This is a genomic window from Thiomonas sp. 13-64-67 (assembly GCF_002282795.1).
GTDB lineage: Bacteria > Pseudomonadota > Gammaproteobacteria > Burkholderiales > Burkholderiaceae_C > Thiomonas > Thiomonas arsenitoxydans.
On sequence record NZ_NCKP01000031.1, the window covers coordinates 26,147 to 46,626 of the forward strand.

A 20,480-nucleotide genomic window follows, 5' to 3' on the forward strand; every position below is an offset into this window, starting at 1 on the left:
GATAGGGAACAGGTTCAAAACGATCAAAGCATGGGCTTCAAGACAAGGGCTGCTTGGCGCGCTGCTGCAGGATCTCGAAAGCGGGCAACTGCTTGCCTTCGAGCACTTCCAGGAAGGCGCCGCCGCCGGTGGAGATGTAGCCGATGCGGTCGGTGATGCCGTATTTGGCAATCGCCGCCAGGGTATCGCCGCCGCCCGCGATGGAGAAGGCAGGGCTGCTGGCGATGGCCTCGGCCAGCACCTTGGTGCCGTTGGCGAAGGCGTCGAACTCGAACACGCCCACCGGGCCGTTCCAGACGATGGTGCCCGCGGTCTTGAGCTTGGCCGCCAGCTTGGCCGCAGTCTTGGGGCCGATGTCGAGTATGAGGTCGTCAGCGGCCACATCCTTGGCGTCTTTGACGGTGGCCTCGGCGGTAGCGCTGAACTGCTTGGCCACCACCACATCTTCGGGAATGGGCACTTCGGCGCCGCGTTCCTTCATTTTGGTGATGACCTTCTTCGCCTCATCCACCAGATCGGGCTCGGCCAGGCTTTTGCCGATGGGCAGACCTTCGGCCAGCATGAAGGTGTTGGCGATGCCGCCGCCCACGATCAGACCATCGACCTTGTCGGCCAGGGCCTGCAGGATGGTGAGCTTGGTGGAGACCTTGGAGCCTGCGACGATGGCCACCAGCGGGCGCGCAGGTTTTTCCAGCGCGCGGCTGATGGCGTCGATCTCGGCCGCCAGCAGCGGGCCCGCGCAGGCGATTGGCGCGTACTTGGCGATGCCATAGGTGGTCGCCTCAGCGCGGTGGGCGGTGCCGAAGGCGTCGTTCACATAGATGTCGCAGAGCTTGGCGATTTTTTGCGACAGTGCGTCGTCGTTCTTTTTCTCGCCCTTGTTGACGCGAGCGTTTTCGAGCATGACCACTTCGCCAGGACGCACGTCAAAGCCGCCGTCCACCCAGTTGGCCTGCAGCTTGACGGGCAGGCCGAGCAGCTCGCTCAGGCGCTTGGCCACGGGGGCCAGCGAATCCTCGGGCTTGAACTCACCTTCGGTCGGGCGGCCCAGGTGCGAGGTGATCATCACTCCGGCACCGGCGTCGAGCGCCATTTTCACTGCGGGCACGGAAGCGCGCACCCGGGTGTCTTCGGTGATCTCGCCCTTGTCGTTGAACGGCACGTTCAGATCGGCGCGAATGAATACGCGCTTGTCCTGGGCGAAGCCGCGCTTGCACACTTCTTCAAAGGTCAGGATTTGCATCAGTCTCTCCTCGGTTGCACCCCGCTGACGGGTGTTTTGATGAATCGTCAAGGCAGCGGGGCTGGCGGCATCAGTTGCTGGCGACGTGCTTGACGAAGCGCATCATGTTGCAGGTGTAGCCGTACTCGTTGTCGTACCAGGACACGACCTTGACAAAGGTGGAATCGAGGGCGATACCGGCCTCGGCGTCGAAGATCGACGGCATGGAGCAGCCGCGATAGTCGGTGGAGACCACCTTGTCTTCGGTATAGCCGAGCACGCCCTTGAGCGGACCTTCGGAAGCGGCCTTCATCGCCGCGCAGATGTCGGCGTAGCTGGCTTCTTTGTTCAGCTCGACGGTCAGGTCGACCACTGAGACATCGGGCGTGGGCACGCGGAAGGCCATGCCGGTGAGCTTTTTGTTCAGCTCGGGAATGACCTTGCCCACCGCCTTGGCCGCGCCGGTGCTCGACGGGATAATGTTGTCCAGAATGCCCCGGCCGCCGCGCCAGTCTTTGCTCGACGGGCCGTCCACGGTCTTCTGCGTGGCGGTAGCTGCGTGCACCGTGCTCATCAGGCCGCGCTTGATGCCGAAGTTGTCGTTGAGCACCTTGGCCACGGGAGCCAGGCAGTTGGTGGTGCAGGAGGCGGCGGAGACGATTTTCTCGCCAGCGTACTTGGCGTGGTTCACGCCATAGACGAACATCGGCGTGTCGTCCTTGGAGGGGGCGGATTGCACCACTTTCTTGGCGCCAGCGTCGATATGCTTCTGGCAGGTATCGAGGGTGAGGAAGAAGCCGGTGGCTTCAACCACCACGTCGGCATTCACTTCGTTCCACTTCAGGTTGGCGGGATCGCGCTCGGCGGTGAGGCGGATTTTCTTGCCGTTGACCACCAGATTGTTGCCTTCCACGCCCACCGTGCCGTTGAAGCGGCCATGCACCGAGTCGTACTGCAGCATGTAAGCCAGGTAGTCCGGCTCGAGCAGGTCGTTGATGGCGACGATCTCCAAGTCTTTGAACTCGGCTTCCTGCGCCACGGCGCGGAACACCATGCGGCCGATGCGGCCGAATCCATTGATGGCGATGCGAATGGTCATATGAGATCTCCTGAATGAAGGTTGAGAAAAAGTGGGGGGTGGCGTGTGCAGGCGGCGTTTTGAGCGCGCCCTCAATCGGAAGCGTGCAAGGCCGACGCCCGCACGGCCTCGGCGACTGCGGCCACGGTGGGAATGATGCGATCGGGCTCGGCCAGGGCGATCGACTTGCCGTGGTTGTAGCCGTAGGGCACCGCCCAGACCGCCACGCCGGCGGCACGCGCGGTAGCGACATCAATCTCGGAATCGCCGACGAACAGCGCGCGGTTTGCCCGCAGCTTGAAGGCGTCGAGGCAGTAGCGCACTGGCAGCGGATCGGGCTTCTTGGCTTCGAGCGTATCCCCGGCCACCACCATGTCGAAGTAGTGACGGATGCCGTGCACCATGAGCACCGTGGTGGCGAAGCGCTGTTCTTTATTGGTGACCAGCGCGATGCGTACCTGCGCCGCGCGCAAAGCCTTGAGCGTACTGAGCACATCGGGATAGAGGCGGCTGCGCTGCCCGGTACGCACGGCATAGAACTCGGCAAAGCGCGGCATCAGGATGTCGAGCGTGCCGGTGCGCCGCACCGTCTCTTCTTCGAGGCCGGTGGCGTGCGCATAGGCGTGCAGCATGAGTTCGCGCGTGCCATGTCCGATCCAGGCGCGGATCAGATGCTCGGAGACTTCGGGCAGTTGCTGATCGCGCAGCAGGTCGTTGACCGCGTCGGCGATTTCCGGCGCGGTTTCCACCAGCGTACCGTCGAGGTCGAACATCACCAAATCGAACATGGCTTGCGTCATCCTGTTGCGTGTCGGGTCAGACTCAAGCGGCTTGCAGCACGGACTTCGCCACGGCGACCGCATGCTCTGCGGTCACCTTGAAGTACTGATAAAGCTGGGGCGCGGGGGCGGATTCGCCAAAGGTGGCGATACCGACGATGCCGCCGTTCAGGCCGACATACTTGTGCCAGAAGTCCGGGTGACCCGCCTCGATGGCCACGCGCGGCAAGCCTGCGGGCAGCACCTCGTTGCGGTAGGCCGCATCCTGGCGGTCGAAGGCGTTGGTGCAGGGCATGGAGACCACGCGCGCGGCGACGCCCTGTTCGGCCAGCATGCCTTGCGCCTTGAGCGCAATTTCCACTTCGGAGCCGGTGGCGATCAGCACGATCTGCGGCTTGCCGCCCTGGGCTTCGGACAGCACATAGCCGCCGCGCGAAATGGTGCGCTCGGCGTCTTCCGGGTGCGGGGTGGAGACGAGATTCTGCCGCGACAGCAGCAGGGCGCTGGGGCCATGCTTGCGCTCGATGGCGTGCTTCCAGGCCACCGCGGTTTCGAGCACGTCGGCCGGGCGCCACACATCCAGATTGGGGATGAGGCGCAGGCTGGACGGCTGCTCGATCGGCTGGTGGGTCGGGCCGTCCTCACCCAGACCGATGGAGTCGTGCGAGAAGACGTGAATGACCCGCTGCTTCATCAGCGCGCTCATGCGCACGCCGTTGCGCGAGTAGTCGGAGAACATCAGGAAGGTGCCGCCGTAGGGCAGGAAGCCGCCATGCAGCGCCATGCCGTTCATCATGGCCACCATGCCGAATTCGCGCACGCCATACGACAGATAGTTGAACGCCGTGCCGGGCGCGGCCTTCTCGAAGGAATGCGAGGCCTTGACCGCGGTGAGGTTGGAGCCGGTCAGGTCGGCCGAACCGCCGAACAGGCCGGGCAGCGCGGGCACCAGGGTTTCAAGCGCGATCTGCGAGGACTTGCGGGTGGCGGTCGCCGCAGTGACCTCGCGCGCCTTGGCGTACAGGGTCTGCACGGTCTGGCCCCAATCGGCGGGCAGATCGCCGGCCATGCGGCGCTTGAATTCGGCGGCCAGTGCGGGATGGGCCTTTTCATAGGCGGCGAAGCGCTCGTTCCAGTCGGCTTCGAGCTTGGCGCCGTGGAATTTGGCGTCCCAGGCCTGGTAAATGTCGGCGGGAATTTCAAACGGGCCGTAGTCCCAGCCCAGGGCCTTGCGGGTGGCGTCGGCCTCGGCCTGGCCGAGCGCGGCGCCGTGCACATCGTGCGTGCCGGCCTTGTTGGGCGAGCCCCAGCCGATGGTGGTGCGGCAAATGACGAGGGTGGGCTTGTCGCTGGTCTTGGCTTCGGCGGTGGCCTTCTCGACGGCAACGGCGTCATGGCCGTCGATCGGGCCGATGACATTCCAGCCATAGGCCTGAAAGCGCTGGGCGGTGTTGTCGGAGAACCAGTGCTCGACATGACCGTCGATGGAAATGCCGTTGTCGTCGTAGTAGGCGATGAGCTTGTTGAGCTTGAGCGTGCCGGCCAGCGAGCAGACCTCGTGGCTGATGCCCTCCATCAGGCAGCCGTCGCCGAGGAACACATAGGTGTGGTGGTCGACGATGGCATGGCCGGGCTGGTTGAACTGCGCGGCCAGCACTTTTTCGGCCAGCGCCATGCCGACGGCGTTGGCGATGCCCTGACCCAGCGGGCCAGTGGTGGTTTCCACGCCCGGCGTGTAGCCCACTTCGGGGTGGCCCGGCGTTTTGCTGTGCAGTTGGCGGAAGCGCTTGAGTTCGTCGATCGGCAGGTCGTAGCCGGTGAGATGCAGCAGGGCGTAGATCAGCATCGAGCCGTGGCCGTTGGACAGCACGAAGCGGTCGCGGTTGGCCCAGTGCGGATTGGCCGGGTTGTGGTGCAGGTGATTGCGCCACAGCACTTCGGCGATGTCGGCCATGCCCATGGGGGCGCCGGGGTGGCCGGAGTTGGCGGCCTGCACGCCGTCGATGGCGAGAAAGCGGATGGCGTTGGCCAGACGGCGGCGTTGTTGGGTGTCGATTTGAACGGTAGTCATGTTGAAATTTTTCCGGGTTTGGACAACGCGGTTAACCTGCGCGACGCTTGAGGTCCATCAGACGCAGAATCATCGGCGTGAAAATGAGCTGCATGGCAATGCCCATCTTGCCGCCGGGCACGACCAGGGTGTTGGGGCGGCTCATCCACGAGTCGTGGAGCATGGACAGCAGGTAGGGAAAATCGATGCCCTTGGGGTTCGCGAAGCGGATGACCACCATGCTCTCGTCGAGCGTGGGAATGTCTTTGGCGATGAAGGGGTTGGAGGTATCGACCGTGGGCACGCGCTGGAAGTTGACGTGGGTGCGCGAGAACTGCGGCGCGATGTGATGCACATAGTCGGGCATGCGGCGCAGGATGGTGTCCATCACCGCCTCTTGCGAATAGCCGCGCTGGATCTGGTCGCGGTGCAGCTTTTGAATCCACTCCAGGTTGATGATGGGCACCACGCCCACCAGCAGGTCCACCTGCTTGGCCACGTTGATCTCGCCAGAGGCGTAACCGCCGTGCAGACCTTCGTAGAACATCAGATCGGAACCCGGCTTGATGTCCTTCCACTCGGTGAAGTTGCCCGGTTCGACGCCAAATTCGGCCGCCTCGCCCGCATCGTGGATGTACTTGCGCACCTTGCCGCCGCCGGTCTCGCCGTAGGTCTTGAACACGGTTTCCAGTTCGCCCAGCAAGTTGGCGTCGGGGCCGAAATGGCTGAAGTGACGGTTGCCCGCGGCTTCCTGCTTTTTCATCTCCTCGCGCATTTCCATGCGGTTGAACTTATGAAAGGAATCTCCCTCGACGATTTGCGCGGTGAGCTGTTCGCGGCGGAAGATGTGCTGGAAGCTGCGCATCACCGTGGTGGTGCCGGCGCCCGACGACCCGGTGATGGCAATGATGGGATGTTTGACAGACATGGTGCGAGCCTCTTTTCAAGACAAGGAAATCAATGCATGCAGCGCCCGTCTTGATGCGGGTCGCTGCCAGGTTTGATCCGGCGCAAAGCGCAGCAATGGCGGCGGGGCCCTACGCTTCGATGCTGCCGAAGCAAACCGACCCGGCGGCCGCAACGCTCAACGGCTGGCTTCGTCGCGGTACAGCGAACGCTCTTTGAACAGCGGCGACTCAAAGGCTTTGTCTTCGCCCCGGTCGTATTCGGCGTGATAGCGCTCCAGACGCTCGATCTCGTTCTTGGAGCCCAGCATCACCGGCACGCGCTGATGCAGCGAGCTTGGCTGCACCTCAAGAATACGCCCGCGCCCGGTGGAAGCCGCACCGCCCGCCTGCTCGATGATCATGCCGATCGGATTGGCTTCGTACATCAGGCGCAGACGGCCCGGCTTGCTCGGGTCTTTGGTGTCTTTGGGGTACATGAAAATGCCGCCGCGCATGAGAATGCGGTGCACGTCGGCCACCATCGAGGCGATCCAGCGGGTGTTGAAGTCGCGCCCGCGCGGACCGGTCTTGCCGGCCTTGCACTCGGCAACATAGCGCTGAATCGGCGGCTCCCAGAAGCGCTCGTTGCTGGTGTTGATGGCGAATTCGCTGGTGTCTGCGGGAATCTGCAGATTGGGATGGGTGAGAATGAAGTTGCCGATTTCGCGGTCAAGGGTAAAGCCGTGCGTGCCTTTGCCCACGGTCAGCACCAGCATGGTGGCCGGGCCGTAGATGGCGTAACCCGCAGCGACCTGCTCCACGCCGGGGCGCAGATAATCGGCCACGGTGGGGTCGCCGATCTTGGTGTGGCGCAGCACCGAAAAAATGGTGCCGACCGAGACGTTGACGTCGGTGTTGCTCGACCCGTCGAGCGGATCGAAAATGAGCATGTAGGGGCCGCGCTCGAATTCCTTCGGCAGGGTGTACGGGTCGTCCATTTCTTCGGACGCCATGCCGGCGACCAGGCCGCCCCACTCGCACGCCTGGATCATGGCGTCGTTGGAGAGCACGTCGAGCTTTTTCTGCACTTCGCCCTGCACGTTCTGCGTGTCGAGCGCACCGAGGAAGCCGCCGAGCGCCCCCTTGGAGGTCATGGCGGAGATGGCCTTGACCGCGGCGGTCACATCCACGAGCAAGGCAGCGAGATCGGCCTGATCATCGGTGCCGTGCAATTGCTCGATGAGGAATTTTGAGACGGTGGTGCGACCTGACTGCATGGTGGAGCTCCCAATGGTTATGGGCCAGGGACAACAGACCTGCCCCGCACTTCAGACGTGCGGGTGAATCTGCTGGCTCGAGGCCCGATGACTTTTTGAAGCAACCTGCGGTCGGCGGACCAACCCCTGAGAAATCACTGAGACGTCAGCAGGACGCCCATCAGCGCAAGTCACTTCAAAAAGCCCGCAGCCCCAAAACGGAGACTCGCATGAACAGACTTCATTGGCTGCGGCAAAAGCTCCTGAAGTAGAACTTCGGAGCCCGTTCACAAACGGTGCGACCCATGACCATGGAGAAAAGGTGAATGACAAAATTCATTCCTAATCTTTATCGCTTAGGCCGAATATAAGCGGTGGCTCGAATTAAGGTAAATTCACGATTTGTTGATGTTCAGATCAGGAATTTTGATGAAAAACGCGACCATCCGTCAGCTCCGCGTCTTCAGCGCCGCTGCGCGCCACCTGCATTTTGGCAAGGCGGCCCAGGAAATGCACCTCACGCCGCCTGCTGTCTCCATGCAAATCAGAGAGCTGGAGTCGCAGGTCGGGCTCCCCCTATTCGAGCGCCAGGGCAAGTCCGTCAGTCTGACCTTGACGGGAGAGTATTTGGTGGTCTATGCCCGCAAGGTTCTTGCAACGCTCAAAGACGCCGAGGACGCCATGGCGCGTCTGCGGGGCATCAAGGCCGGCCGACTGACCATTGGCATGGTGAGTACGGCTCAGTATTTCGTGCCCCGCTTGCTGGCGCGCTTTCACGCCGAGTATCCCCATGTGGAGGTCCGGCTCTCGGTGGGCAACCGTGAACAATTGGTGAGTCATCTCCAGAACAGCGAGCTGGATCTCGCCATCATGGGCCGACCGCCGCGAGACGTCGCCACGCGCGCCGAACCCTTTGCCGCCCACCCCATGGGCATCATCGCGCCGCCACAGCACCCGCTATCGACCGGAGGGCCGCACTCGGCCACACTGCTGACGCAGTTCAACTTCATCATCCGCGAACCCGGCTCGGGCACGCGCGCCACTTTTGAGGAGTATCTGCACCAGCATCAGATGGAGCTGCCCCTGTTCACCGAAATGCAGAGCAACGAAACCATCAAGCAGGCGGTCATGGCGAATATGGGCATCAGCTTCCTGTCGCTGCACACCATCGACCTGGAATTGCGCAACAACCTGCTGACCGTGCCGTCGATCGAGGGCATGCCCTTGCTGCGACGCTGGTACGCGGTGAACAGTCTGGCCAAACTGCTGTCACCGGGGGCGGAAGCATTCCGCTATTTCATTCTGGAGCATGGCGAATCGTTTCTGGCGGAAACCTTCGGCACCGACATTCTGGCACCCGGCAAGGACTTGGCCAACGCTGAGCCGTAGTCGCAGCGCCGGTCGCTGCGCTCAGCCGCAGGCGCGCATCAGCGCAGCTAGCGGCGCCGTGTCGGCGCGCAACACGCGCGGCCCCAGGCTGACAGCGCGAAACCCTGAGCGCTGCAGCAAGGCGATTTCGTCTTCGTCCAGTCCGCCCTCGGGGCCGGAGACCATCCATCCTGATTCGCCCGAGGCAAAGGGCCGAAGCGGATTCGTCGCCAACGGGCTCAACACGCAGCGATGCAACTGAGCGGTGTCGTTGCCGAGGTGCTGCAGCCAATCGGACAGTGTCGCCACCGGCGCCACCTCGGGAGACGTAGCACGCTGCGCCGCGTAATCAAGGGCTGAATGGCCGCGACACCCAGTTCCACCGCCTTTTCCACCAAAGCATCCATGCGCTCGTTGGCCGGCATGCCCACGGCCAGCATGACGCGCACGTCCGCTTCGCGCTCCACCGCATGGTGGGCGCGAAGCAGCAAGGTTTGGGGGTCGATGACCTCGCCCGACCACTCGCCGCCGGTGCCGTCGAACACGGCGACCGGTTCGCCCTCCTTCAATCGCAAGACCTTGACATGCTTGGCCGTCGCCGCGGGCAGGGTCAACAGGCCGGGCGCCAGCGTGGCCTCAGTGGGCGGAATGTAAAAGCGCAACGACACGAAAGAGCGACCGTAGGAACTGCGCGCTTCACGCCGCGGCCAGTTGAGACAGCACCGCTTCAGTGTCTGCGCTGAACACGCGCACGCCCTCTTGCAGCTTTTCGGTGGCCATGCGGTCGGTGCGCATGCCCTGCTCAAAGTCCTGCTGGCTCAGCACGGGCGGCAGGGGGTCGATCGCCGGGCCTGCCTGCGCCGCGTCGAGTTGACGCGGCATCGCGCGGTCGCTGGCCGCCAGGGCATCGAGCAAGGCCGGTGGAATGGTGAGCAGGTCACAGCCTGCCAGGGCAGCGATCTGGTCCAGGTCACGAAAGCTCGCCGCCATCACCTCGGTCGGCACGCCTTGCTGCTTGTAGTAGTGCCAGATGCGCCTGACTGCCTGCACGCCGGGGTCGTTGGCGCCGCGCCGCTGCTCGGCGTCCCAGGCCCCGCCAGCCTGAAGGCGATGCCAGTCGGTGATGCGTCCCACGAAAGGCGAAATCAACTTCACACCCGCCGCGGCGCAAGCCTGCGCCTGGGCGAAGCTGAACAACAGCGTGAGGTTGCAGTAGATGCCTTCGGCTTCGAGCATGCGGGCCGCGACAATGCCTTCCCAAGTGGCGGCAATCTTGATCAGCACGCGCTCGCGCGGCACGCCCTGCGCCGCGTATCGCGCCATCAACGCGCGCGCGCGCCGCAAGGTGCCTTCGGTATCGTGGGACAGGCGCGCATCGACCTCGGTGGACACCCGGCCCGGCAGACGCTGCAGAATTTGCACCCCGAACGCCACGAGCAGCGCGTCCAGACGATCATTGACGTCGGCAGAACCGCTCACTGCAGCCGCGACGAGCCGGGCATAGCGCGGATCGGCGGCCGCCTTGCGAATCAGACTGGGATTGGTCGTGGCATCCCGCGCGCTCCAGCGGGACAGCAGATCCAGATCGGCCGTATCGACCACGACGACAGTGGAAGCAGCCAGCGAATCGAGTGCAGACATGAGTGAGGAGTGAGACGGCGATGCGAAGCGATCATCTTAGGCGAGCTTCGACTGCTCTCACATGAGATCAGTCTTCGTCGTCGAGCTCGGCGTTCCAGCCCTTGCTCTGCGCACGCTGCATGGCGCGCTCATACAGGGCGCGGTGACGCTCGGCGAGTTCCGGCGGCAGGCGGCTGGGCAGATTGCCGTACTGATCCCATTCGGCCTCCACTTTCTGCATCAGCCCCTGCATGCGCTGCAGGTCCCAGCCTTTGCAGTCTTCGGCTTCGGGCAGCAGCCCGAAAACCCAGGCGTCAAGCACCACTCGGCCAAGCTGGGTCATGCCGTGCGCGTCGGCGTGATAGCCGGGATAAATCGGTTTTTCTTGCATGTTGAGCTCGTTTCGGTCGGGCGGTCGTCGGTCGTTGAGACCGATGTGGTCGCCGCTCAGGCCACCCAGCGCTGAAGGTAAGAGTGGATGAGCTCGAACACTTTATCGGATTTGATGATCAACCCCAGATCGATCATCTCAGAACCCAGCGCCATGCCCCGGTTGTTGGCAGGCACCGGGGCGGGCACGATGTGGTGCGCTTCCTCACGGAAAAACACCGCGGCAACCACCCCGGCGAACAGCAGATCGCGCGTGGCCTCGCGCCGTGAAATCTGGCCGCCTCGGCGTTCGATGAACACCGGGCTGCCGCTGGAGCCGGGATAGACCGCGGCGTCGATGAGAAACTGCCGATGCCCTTCAAAGTCGAGTGCGGCGGGCGTCGCCGTGGTCCCTCGGCGCAGGATGGGCATGAGGTTGACCTGATCCCACACGCCGCTGGGATAGCCGACGAACAGCACGTCTTCCAGGGCGTCGAACTGCTGCCAGGTCGCGGCGTCGGGAATGAGTCGGCTGTCGATCGGCTCGAAATAAAGCTCCACGCCTTGCTGCTCAGCCGCCTGCTGCAGCGGCGCGAGCGGCACCAGGGCCAGATCGACCTCGGCGTCGGGGTGTAGATGCCAGGCGGCGGGGAACTCGTCGATGTTGAGCTGGAAGCGCTGGCCGAACGCGGGCCGACCCTGGCGCTTTTGCGTGAACACCAGCCCGCCACGCCGCACGCCCTCCACCAAATGGCGGTTGGTGACGACGAAGTCCGTCACGCCGCGGGCATGCGTATGGCGCACGACGAAGGCGGTGCCGGAGCCTTCGCTGCCGTCGTCGAGCACGGTGTCGACCCGGACGGTGGAAAACAGCAGCCGCTTGGCGGTGGAATCGATGTCCATGTGGAGGCGGCTCGTTCAGTGATGCGTCGCGGACTGGTTCAGCCGCTCGATGGCGGCAATCGCCGCCCGCTGCGCCTCGGCGGCTTCGGCCTCGTTGCCCATCATGGTCAGCCGCCCGAAGGTGCCGAACGGCCGCACATCGACCAGGGTGACCTGGGCCGCCTTCTCCGCCTCGTTGGCGGCGTAGACGATGTAACCCGCGGGCTCGACTTCGAGGATGAACATGCTCTTGCCCGGCAGGATCATCGAGCCCTTGCGAAACTGGCGGTTGATGAGGGTGGCGTGGTCGGGGGTGATGGCGCGGATGATTTCGTTCCACGCCACTTTGCAGCGCAGCCGCGACTGCTCGCTGGCCCCGAGCTGCTGCAGGATCACGCCGCCGGCAGCCAGCACCTCGCTTTGGTTGCGGTAGTGCAGCTCCATCGAGCCGAAAGAGCGCTCGACCACCTGCTCGCCCATGCGCACGTTGGTTTTTTTCAGCGCCGCATCCGACAGGCTGTGCACCGCCATGCCCGGCCCCACCTCCACCCAAAGACAGGCATCGCCGGCCACGGGCAAGAAGCCTTGCGACGAAGTGGCCAGATAGGACGCCAACTGCGGCTGCAGGGCGTCGATGAAGACGAAAGTGCGCAGGGAGATTTTCATGCCTGGCGCGCCTTCAGCGGGTGAGGCTCATGTAGAGCATAGGAAGCTTTTCGGGCAGGCGTTCGACCTTGTCGATCACCGTGAAGTTCTTGACGCCGAAAATACGCGAGACGTACAGATCGGCGTGCGGATCGAGCGACAGCGCGTAGACCGTGACGCCCTGCTGCAGCAGTTGTTCGACTGCGCGCTTGGTGTCGTGCCGCAGGTATTGCGGATCGCGCACATCGTTGTCGGCGGGCTCGCCGTCGGTGACGACGAAGCAGATTTTCTTGCGCTTGGGCTGCTGCTCCAGATAGTGCCCGGCATGGCGCAGCGCCGCGCCCATGCGGGTGGAGTAGCTGCCCTTCATGCCGGCCAGCCGCGCACGGGCGAGATCGCCATAGGGCTGGTCGAAATCCTTGAAGCGGTAGTAGTGCACATCGTGCCGCCCGTCGGAGCAGAAGCCGTGGATGGCGAACGGGTCGCCGATGCGTTGCAGCGCTTCGGCCAGCAGCACGGTGGCGGCGCGGGTGAGATCGAGCACGGAATAGTCGTGGCCGCGCACCTTGTCGTTGGACGACTCGGACATGTCGAGCAACACCATCACGGCCAGATCGCGCTGCGCACGCTTGAGCCGCACCATGATGCGCGGGTCGGGCTGAACGCCCATGCGCACATCGGTCATGGCGCGCACGGCGGCATCGATGTCGATGTCGTCGCCGTCTTCCTGGCGCCGGATGCGCTGCAGCCCCTGCGGAATCATCGACTCGATGAGAAATTTCAGACGCGACACCACGGGTTTGTGCTCGGCCAGAATGGCGTCGATCACCGCCAGGTCGCCCACCGGCGGATGACGCTCGAGCACGGTGGCCCAGCTTGGGCGGTCGAGCTGGATCTGATAGTCCCACTCGGGATAGTGAAAGGGCTCGGAAATCGGCGGGCGGCCTTCGAGCGAGTTGATGGTCACCCCTTCCTGGTCGAGATAGAACTCGGTGGGCAGAATCCAGACCTCCTGCGCGTCGTCACCGGCGAATTCGTTATCGACCTCGTTGACCATCTCCATGACGCTGACCTTGCGCCGCACCTGCTGCTGCGTCTCCCAGGTGGCCTGCAACGCCTGCGCTTCGTCGTACTCCTCCAGCTCCCAGATGGCGCGGTTGTCGTCGCGATAAAGCGCGCGCAGACCATCGGTGCGGCGGTTGTATTCCGGCAGATCCAGCGCCGCCAAGGGGTGTGAGAGGTCGATGCCTACGTTCCAGCTGAATTTCGCATCCAGCAAGTCGGGCTGGGCGCGAAAATGGGCCACGCCCTGTTGTACCCAAGGATGCGGATCGGCGCTGTGCTCCTCCAACAGCGCGCGCGCGAGTCGGTTGAGCAGATCGCCCACGGTCTTGGGCTCGCTGTAGTCGGCAGGCGGCTGCAGGGCCAGCCACGCCTCACGCATATTGGGAAACTGAGCAATAGCCAGCGCCTCGACCCGTGCGTCTTCGATGACTTCGATCAGGCCGATCTGCAGCGGCGACAGGGCCTGCATGGACAGCGGCTCGGTGGTGAACACCAGATGCGCGGCGCAGTGGTTGGCCGCAGCGCGATAGACGTCCAGCGCGCTGACGACCTGCTCTGACGGCGTGTCGGGGCCGAGAGGGCGATAGTCGTCGTAGGCATCGGCGATGTGAATGACGTAGCGCTCGATGAAGGGCTTGAGACCTTCGCGGTTTTCGTAGTCGCCCGCGGTCGGGCGCATGAAAAAGTCGCGTCCCCACATCGCCCGCAGGTAGATGTTGAGCCGACGCTGCACGTCCACGAACAGCGTGCCTTTGCGCTCTTGCTGCAACATCGAAAGCGCATCGGGGCTTTGCAGCGAAAAGTAGGCGACCTGCCCGTCAAAATCAGCCTTGTAGGCCTGCGCGCCCCACTGGGCCCAGCGCCGCAGCCCGCCCAGGGTGAGCTGCGACAGCAAACGCTCCAGGTTTTCGAGCATGGGCCGCAAGCCTCGCGGCGCCTGTGCCAGCATCAGCGACAGCACGCTGAGAAACTGCCGAAACAACTCTTCGTCGCCCAACCGCTGACCGGCCAGGGGCGCAGTGGCAGCAATCAGCGCCAACACCTGGCCAGAGGTCTTGGAAGCCATGGCCAACAGAAAATTGACCAGATCGGGCAGCACGTCCTCACCGATGGCGCGGGCCAGTTCGGGCATGGACTGCAGGTAGGTGATCACCAGCTCTTCACCGCGGCCAAGCTGGTGCAGCGCGGCAGCTCCCTTGAGGAAGTTGTCTAGGCCGCGCGAGGAGAAGACGCGCGCAGCCTCGTTCCAAGACGCGCGCAGGACGTCCTGCGCACCGCTCGGCAGCTCGTCGACGAGTTCCTGGAATTCTTCGAGGTGAATGGCCATGATGGACTCACTGCGCGCGGCCTGCCGCCCGTGGCGACTGGGGGCCGCAGCGCTAGCGAAGGTCAGAAATAGGTGGTCACCGCGGCGTCCAGCGCATCGCGCATGTCCGGGTCATCGGTGATCGGGCGAACCAGCGCCATGCGGCAGGCTCCCAGCGGCGCCACACCCTGCGCGATCAGCGAGCCGGCGTAGATGAGCATGCGGGTGGAGATGCCTTCGTCGAGCCCGTGCCCCTTGAGATTACGCGAGCGTTCGGCGATGTGCACCAGATTCTTGGCCACCTCCAGACCCACACCGGATTCATGCGCCACGATCTCGGCTTCGACTTCGTGCTCGGGGTAGTGGAAATCGAGCGCGGCAAAACGCTGCTTGGTGGATTGCTTGAGGTCCTTCATCAGGCTCTGATAGCCGGGGTTGTAGGAGATGACCACCTGGAAATCGGGATGCGCCTCGATGATCTCACCCTTCTTCTCCAGCGGCAGAATGCGCCGCGCATCGGTGAGCGGGTGAATGGCGACCGTGGTGTCTTGCCGCGCCTCGACCACTTCGTCGAGATAGCAGATGGCGCCCAAGCGAGCGGCCATGGCCAGCGGGCCGTCTTGCCAGCGGGTGCCGTTGGCATCGAGCAGATAGCGGCCCACCAGGTCGGAGGCGGTCATGTCTTCGTTGCAGGCCACGGTAATCAAGGGCTTGCCCAGCTTCCAGGCCATGTATTCGACGAAGCGGGTTTTGCCGCAGCCCGTGGGGCCCTTGAGCATGACCGGCAGGCGCACGGAATAAGCCGCCTCATACAGCTCGACTTCGTCGCTCAGCGCACGGTAATAGGGCTCGCGGGCGACACGGTAGGCGTCTAACCCGCTCGCAGGCGCTGCGCTCAGATCGGCCGCCGGGCGATGGGCGGCAGGCATGACGGAACCGGCTCGCGCAGGACGTGCATCCTGACGGGGGGCATAAGTGCGAACGTAGTCTTCGTGACGCATGGCAATCTCTCTCGACAAAGCGCGGCACGGCTCGGGGCCGACCGGCGCGAAAAACACAATCGGGCAATCAATCGGGCCAGACGCGCTGCGGGAACAGCGTAGAGGCCGACGAGGCAGGCTCTGCCGCCAGGGGCATTGCCGACGCCTTGGCGACCGTGCGCGGAGCAGGCTTGGCGACTGCGACTGCCTTGACTGCGGGCGCGGGCTTGCTCGCCGCCTTAGTGGCGGGCGTTGCGGCGCGAGCCGGGGCGCCGGCTGTCTTGGCGGGTTGGGTAGAGCGTGCCTGACGCACGCTTTGGGTCAACTTTTCCTTGATGCTGCTCATGATGGGTAAACCTCCTTGAGTATGGCGTCGATTTCGTCCGCAGCGCCCTGGCCGCGGGCGCCCATCTGGTAAACCGACAGGCCGTCAAGCGCCGAGGCGCGATAGATGGCGCGGCGGCGCATGGCGGCCTGCAGCACGGGCAGGCCGAACTCGGCCAGCGCATCCTGCATGGCGGCCGAAAGGGCGCTGCGTTGCTCGATCTGGTTGAGTACCAGAAAGGCACGCAGCCCCGGGTTTTGCGTGCGCGCGGCTTCCACCTCTTGCGGCAGGCGCAGGCTGGCCCAAAGATCCACCGGCGAGGGCAGTACGGGGATGAGCGCGACATCGGCGGACCGCAGCGCCTGGCTGGAGGCATGACTGTCGAGCGAGGGCGGACAATCGAGCACGATGTGCTGATAGGCCTTGTAAGTCTGTCGAAGCCCGGCGCCGTCCCAGCGGCCCGAGATCTGTTTGACCGTGGCCGGGTAGGGCTGCGCGCCTGCGCCACCCCATTGCAGCGCAGAGCCTTGCGGATCGAGGTCCACCACCACCGTCGGCCCGCGCCGGGCCAGCCCGGCAGCCAGATTCATGGCCAGCGTGGTCTTGCCAGCGCCGCCCTTCTGGTTGATGACGGCCAGCACTTGGGCGGCTGCCATGACTCAGCCCGAACTTCCCGCCAAGGCATCCACCCGGGCGGCAAAGGCGCGCTCGGCCTCGCCCAGCGTGGCGCCGTCGGCCGCATCGAGGGTGATGTTGACGTAGGTCGTGCCGAAGTTGATGTTCTGCGGATGCTGCCCGGTTTCTTCGGACAAGGCCGCCAGCGCATCGAGAAAGGCGCGCGTCTGGGCGTAACTGCCGAAGGCGAAGCGCTTGAACAGCATCGGCGGTTTGCCCTGCTCGCGCCACGAGGCGGTTTGTTCATCCATGTGAGGCTCCTTCGGTATGCTGCACCCGCTGCAGATGTTGCGATTCTTCGTTGAGCAGGCGCGCAAACAAGGCGGCCGATTCGCCATCGCGCACCCGCTGCGCATGACGCAGGGCGTCTGCATACAAATGCACCGCCGAGGTCTCCAACTGCGCATCATGCACCTGCAACTCGGCCGGACTGCGCCCCAAACGAGCGGGCGGCAAATTGCCCGCGCAAGGCGCGATGCCGTGCAGAATGAGTTGTTCCATCAGCGCGCTGGCGTGATCGAGTTCTTCGAGCGCCTCGCGCCGCAGCTCAGCGGCCAAGGCCGCATCGCCCCACAGCCGGGCCAGCACGCTTTGGGCAAGGTACTGCTGCACTGCGGTCATTTCATGACCGAGTGCGCGCGTCAACCAACCCAGGGTGCGGGAATCTACCGGCATATGGACCTGCGTGCTTAGCTGCGTATTTAACTGCGGGTGGAGGTGATTTCCGCGTCGCGGCCACCGCCCTCTGCATCGGGGCTGGTCGGCAGTATGCCTTCCACCTCGTTGTGCACGCGGGCGATGATGTGCGCAGCCACCAGGCCGTCGCCCACGCGCTCGCACGCATCGGCGCCTGCACGCACCGCCGCGTTCACCGCACCGGTTTCGCCACGCACCAGTACGGTGACGTAGCCTCCCCCTACGAACTGGCGACCGATCAGTCGCACTTCCGCTGCCTTGCACATCGCGTCGGCCGCTTCGATCGCGGGCACCAGGCCACGCGTTTCGATCATGCCAAGGGCAATACCCGTCACACTTGCCATTTCCAAATCTCCATCAGGTTTCACCTCATCCGCCGCTGGGCGCAACCATGCGGGCGGGGTCGGCGCATTCATGCTGAACACCAATCAGCGCCAATCAGCGCCGATCAGGCGCTCGGCGTGGAAGGCAGAATACCTTCGACTTCGCTATGCACGCGGGCGATGATGTGCGCAGCCACCAGGCCGTCACCCACGCGCTCGCAGGCATCGGCACCCGCGCGCACCGCCGCGTTGACCGCGCCGGTTTCGCCGCGCACCAGCACGGTGACGTAGCCGCCGCCCACGAACTGGCGACCGATCAGTCGCACTTCCGCTGCCTTGCACATGGCATCAGCCGCTTCGATCGCCGGCACCAGTCCGCGCGTTTCGATCATGCCCAGGGCAATTCCATTCACGTTCGCCATTTCTCGCTCCTCAAAGGTTTGCAATTACCAATGCCTGCCGCCAGCTCAGGCCGACGGCGCTTCGGGCAGAATGCCCTCGACTTCGCCATGCACGCGGGCGATGATGTGCGCAGCCACCAGGCCGTCACCCACGCGCTCGCAGGCATCGGCGCCCGCACGCACCGCCGCATTCACCGCGCCGGTTTCACCACGCACCAGCACGGTAACGTAGCCGCCTCCCACGAACTGGCGGCCAATGAGGCGCACGTCCGCCGCCTTGCACATGGCATCCGCTGCTTCAATCGCCGGCACCAGGCCGCGTGTTTCGATCATTCCCAGGGCAATGCCCATCCGTTCAGCCATTTGTCACTCCTTGTCTAAAAGTCGACTTCCCACCCATAAGCACCGAGCCCGGTGCCCGAGGTGCCCTCTTGCTCACACGACTGCACGGAAAACCCGTTGACGGGTTCACTCCTCCCAGCCCTCGATAATTCCGCAGATGGTCAGATCCGTGGTGACGGTCGGGTCGGGCATGGCCAGCCTTGCTGCACTGCCCAGGGTGGTAAACACCCATTTGCCCACCGGCGCACCCACCGGATCGGTGGCCACCTGAATATTGCCTGTCTGTCCCTGCAAAACGCGCAACGAAGCGGACTTCAGCCCCGGCGCACGCCGGGTACAAACCAGTTCGTCCTTGACGCGCCAGATTTCCATCAGCCCTCCGCAGTCCAATGGTCGATGATGCCGACGATGGTCAGATCGGACGGAAAATCCTTGGCGCCTGCTGCATCCCGCGCAGCAGAAGAACCCACACAGATCACCCAATCTCCCGGCACACAGCCCACTGCATCGACCGCCACGCTGCGCGTGCCACCCGCTTTTTCCTGGACGACGAGCAGCGGACGATGACCGAACGAATCGATCCGATTCGTCGATACCAGCGTCTTTTCCACTCGCATGATGCGCATCTGTCTTCCCTCAATGTCCTGAGTCCGCCTCCGCCTCGTCAACGAACACGCAGCGTTCGGTGTCGAAACGGTCGGACAGCGCCATGCGGCAGGTCAGCAGTTCCCGCGCCACCAGCGCCGGATACCTCGCTTCGATGGCCGCCTTGACCTGTTTTGCGCGGTTGAGCGCGCGTTCGCGCGAGCCGGGCACGCGCGACGAATAGTAAAAATGCACCAACACGGGCACGCTCAGGCCATGCCGCACGTTCAGGCCGGTAAAAATCTTGATGCCGACATCGACATCGGCCGCACCTTCCTCGACCGTATCGAGATGGGCGAAGTAATACTTATTGCGCATCTGCACATACTGCGTGGCCTCGCCGGCGCAGATGAACTCTTCGTCGTGGCCCAGCACGGTGTAGCGGCCCTGATGGTGATGGATCACATACTCGATCTGCGACAGATTGGCCTCAGCCAGCGCCAGTACTAGCTGGCGCATGCCCGGGATCATCACGCCGCGTCCCTGCGCCCAACCGTCCATGTTCTGCGCTTCGTCCACCCGCTGCGCAATGTGAGCCCGAGCGGCTTGTGCCGTCAGCCCCACGGTTTCGCGGTACAGCTCTGCCGTATCGACGTAACGGTAGGGATTCACATCGCCGTCGGCATCCGGCAGGTGGATGCGCAGCGCATCCACATCCGTGTCGAGGCCGACGAGCAGAATGTCCGGCGCGGCGCCCACGCCATAGGTACGTTCGATGGCGATGCGCAATTCGTCCAGACGCTGCTTGGCCGACTCCACCGCCTGCTTGTCATTGCTGGCATGAAAGGCGCAGCCCTGTTCATGCGAGTGCGAGCTGCTGAAGTGGTACACCGCGATCTTCAGATAGTTCTGCGATTCGCCACCGGGAATTCCGCCGCTCAGTCGCTCGATCTCGCGATGACCCCAATCGACCATATCGGCTTCGACATCGAACATCGCCCCCGCATACGCCTTGAGATAGACGTTGCGGTTGGGCGCCATGCGAAAGACGAAAGGCAGCAAACCTTGCAGGCGACCGTCGGCGCAGGGAGTGACGTCCACGGTGTGATAACCGCAGGCGGCGAGAAACTCGGGCGTGAGCGCCATGCGGTTCAGCCACAGCGACTGGTCGGCATCGGTGCGATCCACGCAAACCTTGAAACTTTGGAAAATGCAGTGCGTATGCAGCGCCTTCATGTCCAGGCCCGATACCCAGGCATCGTCGAGCAATTGCTGCGGCAAGGCATAGCCCAGCCGTTCCTGCGCCAGCCGCTGCGCGCGCTCGGCGAAGTCTCGCTCGTGCTGCAGCGCGGAGATTTCCTTGAGCACGTCGACAATGCCGCTGAAGCGGCCGCGCACGATGCGCTCATAGTCGGACAAGCGGCAGTTGAGCTCGGAATCGACCAAGGCATGTTCGCAGCGCTGCCCGGGGCCGATGACACAGGCCGGGTTGTCGATCGCATGCTCGCCTGCATGCAACGCGGGGCGGACGGCGTGCAAATGCGGCGCGGAGACCTCCTGCGTCGGCAGGTAGGCGCCACTGGCCTGGAGAGCCGTTCTGCGCTTGAGCGTGTTCATCGGACTTGC

General features: G+C 64.0%; 23 protein-coding genes and 1 pseudogene. 1 reads left to right on the forward strand and 23 read right to left on the reverse strand.

All coding sequences use genetic code 11. From position 1 onward, the window contains the following. Window positions 1-37 precede the first annotated feature (37 nt). From B7X30_RS09125 to B7X30_RS09150, 6 genes are all read right to left on the reverse strand, one after another. Window positions 38-1,243 (reverse strand): phosphoglycerate kinase, encoded by a 1,206-nt coding sequence (locus B7X30_RS09125; RefSeq protein ID WP_286730320.1) that lies wholly within the window; start codon window positions 1,241-1,243, stop codon window positions 38-40. Window positions 1,244-1,313: 70 nt separating this feature from the next. Next, window positions 1,314-2,321 carry a type I glyceraldehyde-3-phosphate dehydrogenase gene (gene gap / locus B7X30_RS09130; protein WP_013121942.1) on the reverse strand — a complete coding sequence of 336 codons (1,008 nt, stop codon included), beginning with the start codon at window positions 2,319-2,321 and terminating at the stop codon, window positions 1,314-1,316. Between the two features lie 71 nt (window positions 2,322-2,392). Next, window positions 2,393-3,100 carry a phosphoglycolate phosphatase gene (gene gph, locus B7X30_RS09135; protein ID WP_013104302.1) on the reverse strand — a complete coding sequence of 236 codons (708 nt, stop codon included), beginning with the start codon at window positions 3,098-3,100 and terminating at the stop codon, window positions 2,393-2,395. 22 nt (window positions 3,101-3,122) lie between these two features. Further along, window positions 3,123-5,150, reverse strand: a complete 2,028-nt coding sequence (gene tkt, locus B7X30_RS09140) for a transketolase (protein WP_286730321.1) — start codon at window positions 5,148-5,150, stop codon at window positions 3,123-3,125. Window positions 5,151-5,181: 31 nt separating this feature from the next. Further along, a complete protein-coding gene (locus B7X30_RS09145) occupies window positions 5,182-6,057 on the reverse strand; it encodes a phosphoribulokinase (RefSeq protein WP_013104300.1) in 876 nt (291 codons plus the stop codon). 156 nt (window positions 6,058-6,213) lie between these two features. Beyond that, complete coding sequence (locus tag B7X30_RS09150) at window positions 6,214-7,293, reverse strand: class 1 fructose-bisphosphatase (protein WP_013104299.1); 1,080 nt, start codon at window positions 7,291-7,293, stop codon at window positions 6,214-6,216. A 408-nt stretch (window positions 7,294-7,701) separates the two neighbouring features. Here B7X30_RS09150 and B7X30_RS09155 point away from each other — a divergent pair, with 408 nt between their 5' ends. Continuing rightward, window positions 7,702-8,661, forward strand: coding sequence for a LysR family transcriptional regulator (locus B7X30_RS09155; RefSeq protein ID WP_013104298.1), 960 nt, complete (start codon window positions 7,702-7,704; stop codon window positions 8,659-8,661). 21 nt (window positions 8,662-8,682) lie between these two features. On the opposite strand, the pseudogene B7X30_RS09160 reads toward B7X30_RS09155, so the two are convergent. The 17 genes and pseudogenes from B7X30_RS09160 to B7X30_RS09240 all read right to left on the reverse strand — a co-directional run bounded on the left by B7X30_RS09160 (window position 8,683) and on the right by B7X30_RS09240 (window position 20,471). After that, window positions 8,683-9,308, reverse strand: a pseudogene (locus B7X30_RS09160) (RsmE family RNA methyltransferase). A 28-nt stretch (window positions 9,309-9,336) separates the two neighbouring features. Beyond that, the gene (locus tag B7X30_RS09165; RefSeq protein WP_286730322.1) at window positions 9,337-10,281 is read right to left on the reverse strand and encodes a transaldolase family protein; all 945 of its coding nucleotides are present in this window, start codon (window positions 10,279-10,281) and stop codon (window positions 9,337-9,339) included. A gap of 67 nt (window positions 10,282-10,348) precedes the next feature. Further along, window positions 10,349-10,651, reverse strand: coding sequence for a hypothetical protein (locus tag B7X30_RS09170; protein WP_286730323.1), 303 nt, complete (start codon window positions 10,649-10,651; stop codon window positions 10,349-10,351). A 56-nt stretch (window positions 10,652-10,707) separates the two neighbouring features. Beyond that, a complete protein-coding gene (locus tag B7X30_RS09175) occupies window positions 10,708-11,532 on the reverse strand; it encodes a S1 family peptidase (RefSeq protein WP_013104294.1) in 825 nt (274 codons plus the stop codon). Between the two features lie 15 nt (window positions 11,533-11,547). Beyond that, complete coding sequence (locus B7X30_RS09180; RefSeq protein WP_013104293.1) at window positions 11,548-12,177, reverse strand: microcompartment protein; 630 nt, start codon at window positions 12,175-12,177, stop codon at window positions 11,548-11,550. Window positions 12,178-12,190: 13 nt separating this feature from the next. Then, window positions 12,191-14,548: a nitric oxide reductase activation protein NorD gene (locus tag B7X30_RS09185; RefSeq protein ID WP_286730324.1), complete on the reverse strand. Its 2,358-nt coding sequence runs from the start codon at window positions 14,546-14,548 to the stop codon at window positions 12,191-12,193. Between the two features lie 62 nt (window positions 14,549-14,610). Beyond that, window positions 14,611-15,528 carry a CbbQ/NirQ/NorQ/GpvN family protein gene (locus tag B7X30_RS09190; protein ID WP_013104291.1) on the reverse strand — a complete coding sequence of 306 codons (918 nt, stop codon included), beginning with the start codon at window positions 15,526-15,528 and terminating at the stop codon, window positions 14,611-14,613. Between the two features lie 67 nt (window positions 15,529-15,595). Beyond that, window positions 15,596-15,853: a hypothetical protein gene (locus B7X30_RS09195; RefSeq protein ID WP_286730325.1), complete on the reverse strand. Its 258-nt coding sequence runs from the start codon at window positions 15,851-15,853 to the stop codon at window positions 15,596-15,598. Further along, entirely contained in the window at window positions 15,850-16,488 is a 639-nt protein-coding gene (parA, locus tag B7X30_RS09200; RefSeq protein ID WP_013104289.1) for a ParA family partition ATPase, read from the reverse strand. The genes B7X30_RS09195 and parA overlap by 4 nt, the downstream gene beginning before the upstream one ends. Window positions 16,489-16,491: 3 nt before the next feature. After that, window positions 16,492-16,758, reverse strand: a complete 267-nt coding sequence (locus B7X30_RS09205; protein ID WP_013121933.1) for a 4a-hydroxytetrahydrobiopterin dehydratase — start codon at window positions 16,756-16,758, stop codon at window positions 16,492-16,494. Next, entirely contained in the window at window positions 16,751-17,182 is a 432-nt protein-coding gene (locus tag B7X30_RS09210) for a ferritin-like domain-containing protein (protein WP_013104287.1), read from the reverse strand. Before B7X30_RS09210 ends, B7X30_RS09205 begins: the two co-directional genes overlap by 8 nt. Window positions 17,183-17,208: 26 nt before the next feature. Then, window positions 17,209-17,547, reverse strand: coding sequence for an alpha-carboxysome major shell protein CsoS1 (csoS1, locus tag B7X30_RS09215; RefSeq protein ID WP_013121931.1), 339 nt, complete (start codon window positions 17,545-17,547; stop codon window positions 17,209-17,211). 104 nt (window positions 17,548-17,651) lie between these two features. Beyond that, the gene (gene csoS1 / locus B7X30_RS09220; RefSeq protein WP_013104285.1) at window positions 17,652-17,948 is read right to left on the reverse strand and encodes an alpha-carboxysome major shell protein CsoS1; all 297 of its coding nucleotides are present in this window, start codon (window positions 17,946-17,948) and stop codon (window positions 17,652-17,654) included. Window positions 17,949-17,993: 45 nt separating this feature from the next. Next, window positions 17,994-18,290 carry an alpha-carboxysome major shell protein CsoS1 gene (csoS1, locus tag B7X30_RS09225; RefSeq protein WP_013104284.1) on the reverse strand — a complete coding sequence of 99 codons (297 nt, stop codon included), beginning with the start codon at window positions 18,288-18,290 and terminating at the stop codon, window positions 17,994-17,996. Between the two features lie 105 nt (window positions 18,291-18,395). Next, window positions 18,396-18,641, reverse strand: a complete 246-nt coding sequence (locus B7X30_RS09230; RefSeq protein WP_276707390.1) for a carboxysome peptide B — start codon at window positions 18,639-18,641, stop codon at window positions 18,396-18,398. Further along, window positions 18,641-18,895, reverse strand: a complete 255-nt coding sequence (gene csoS4 / locus B7X30_RS09235) for an alpha-carboxysome shell vertex protein CsoS4 (protein ID WP_013104282.1) — start codon at window positions 18,893-18,895, stop codon at window positions 18,641-18,643. The genes B7X30_RS09230 and csoS4 overlap by 1 nt, the downstream gene beginning before the upstream one ends. 10 nt (window positions 18,896-18,905) lie before the next feature. Then, window positions 18,906-20,471, reverse strand: coding sequence for a carboxysome shell carbonic anhydrase (locus tag B7X30_RS09240; RefSeq protein WP_286730326.1), 1,566 nt, complete (start codon window positions 20,469-20,471; stop codon window positions 18,906-18,908). Window positions 20,472-20,480 lie beyond the last annotated feature (9 nt).